Source organism: Phormidesmis sp. 146-33 (assembly GCF_052939515.1).
In genome coordinates this window covers 1-1,529 of record NZ_JBJPHU010000279.1, presented here as the reverse complement: position 1 = coordinate 1,529, position 1,529 = coordinate 1, and the positions used below count along the sequence as shown (strand labels likewise).

Sequence of the window (1,529 nt, the reverse complement as noted above, 5' to 3'; positions counted from 1 at the left end):
GAAAAGACCGATGCGGATGCAGATCGCTTTGCTCGACACTGCGCGATGGATAGATAATCACAGTTTCCCAGTCATTAAAGCGGTCTCGATTCCGATAAAAATACAATGCAGATTCAGCTAAAAGTCGTTCGTAGAGCCGTTCATCCCTCTGCATTTGAAGCTCACAGAAGTAAATTGTCCCAATCACATTATCTGGCGGCAAAAACACCCCATCAATCTCAAACTTTGGCTCTTTCACTGCAACAGAATCAAAGCGATAATCAGCCGCATTGCTCGGTCTAGTTCCAATCAGATCAAACAAGAGTGTGGGAGATTGTTGAAACAGCTTGTAGAACAGTGGATCACGGCGCATCAGAGGCAGAGAGAACAACACGGTCAAGTGTACTCTAAGCAGCACCTCAAGTTAGCTAAATTCCCTATTGATAGACCTTGCAGGTGTAGGCGGTTCCCTCGGAGTTGCGCTTTGCGCTAATCGCGCTATGAGTGTCGATCGCGTCTAGTTAGGTAGCTGATTGGGGTCAATTCCCTGCGGTTCCTACGGAGTTGCGCTTTGCGCTAATCGCAGATATGCCTCCAACCGTTCAGCCCGTTCTTCTGAACTGAGATAGCGATAGCCCTGTCTATTAGACTTCCTGCACGAATCATAGATGCCCTCCGACTAAAGTCGGGGCTACAAGAGCAAAGTGTGCCTTCGCACACTAAAGAGGCGATTTTAACCGTTAGTCCACGGAGGTGGACTTTGTTCTGATAGCAGCGATTTCAATCGCCAGGTATTCATGCAGGAAATCTATTGTACCAGGTCAATATTTCTTGGTTAAGTCCACCCACCACGCCTCGATAGCGTCCAATCCCTAATCCCACTTCTGGCATCCAATACGGCTCTCCAATCTGTAGTTGATAACTATCGTTCTCTAACTTATACAACTCAAACGGTTGATGCTGGTCGCGTCGCCAAAACTCTGGGTTATACACCAGGTAGTACAACACACCCAGCTTGCGATAAATCTCTAGCTTCTCGTCATACTCCTCTCGTGGCGTGTGTGACACCATTTCTAGGACAAAGATCGCACGATGTCGTTTTCTTCCCATGTGGCATGGCTGCGCCGCGATTTGCCCCCCTTCTTGCGCTCCACCCCGACACTTAAAAACCCATCTGGGACAACGAGAACCTTCGGACTCACGCCCGTCGTGTGATACACCGCCATCTCTACCCCAAAGTACCAATCCGCTCCGCCCAAATGCTGGTTAACAATAATAGCAACAGGTTAGGCAGCAGGTTTTGGTCTTCGTTGTCCACGGGCGTATCATCTGAGCAGGGCAGGTCGGCGGTGCTGGGTAAGGAGGGTGATAAGGGCTTGGAAATCACGGAGCCTGCAACCAGAAACGATGCTCTCATTAGACTTATTCAAGAATTTGTAAGCGAGACTGTGCCTGGCTTTGAGGTTAACCTCGCCAGACTGTTCAGGAACGAAGGCATCGGGGTTTGAGGCTATTTCTATCAGGAATTAATGTTGTTCATAGCACCGCCT

General features: G+C 49.0%; 3 protein-coding genes. All 3 read right to left on the bottom strand.

From position 1 onward, the window contains the following. Positions 1–373, bottom strand: a 373-nt coding sequence (locus ACJ2PR_RS35945; RefSeq protein ID WP_446880645.1) for a DUF2887 domain-containing protein, incomplete at its 3' end; no start/stop codon positions are given. A gap of 401 nt (positions 374–774) precedes the next feature. Then, a complete protein-coding gene (locus ACJ2PR_RS35940) occupies positions 775–1,089 on the bottom strand; it encodes a Uma2 family endonuclease (protein ID WP_446870200.1) in 315 nt (104 codons plus the stop codon). Between the two features lie 118 nt (positions 1,090–1,207). Continuing rightward, positions 1,208–1,396, bottom strand: a complete 189-nt coding sequence (locus tag ACJ2PR_RS35935) for a hypothetical protein (RefSeq protein ID WP_446870201.1) — start codon at positions 1,394–1,396, stop codon at positions 1,208–1,210. Positions 1,397–1,529 lie beyond the last annotated feature (133 nt).

What these genes read in the sequence shown, in the direction of transcription:
- ACJ2PR_RS35940 (WP_446870200.1), bottom strand. Translation starts at nt 1,089, where the DNA reads ATGGGAAGAAAACGACATCGTGCGATCTTTGTCCTAGAAATGGTGTCA.
- ACJ2PR_RS35935 (WP_446870201.1), bottom strand. Translation starts at nt 1,396, where the DNA reads ATGAGAGCATCGTTTCTGGTTGCAGGCTCCGTGATTTCCAAGCCCTTA.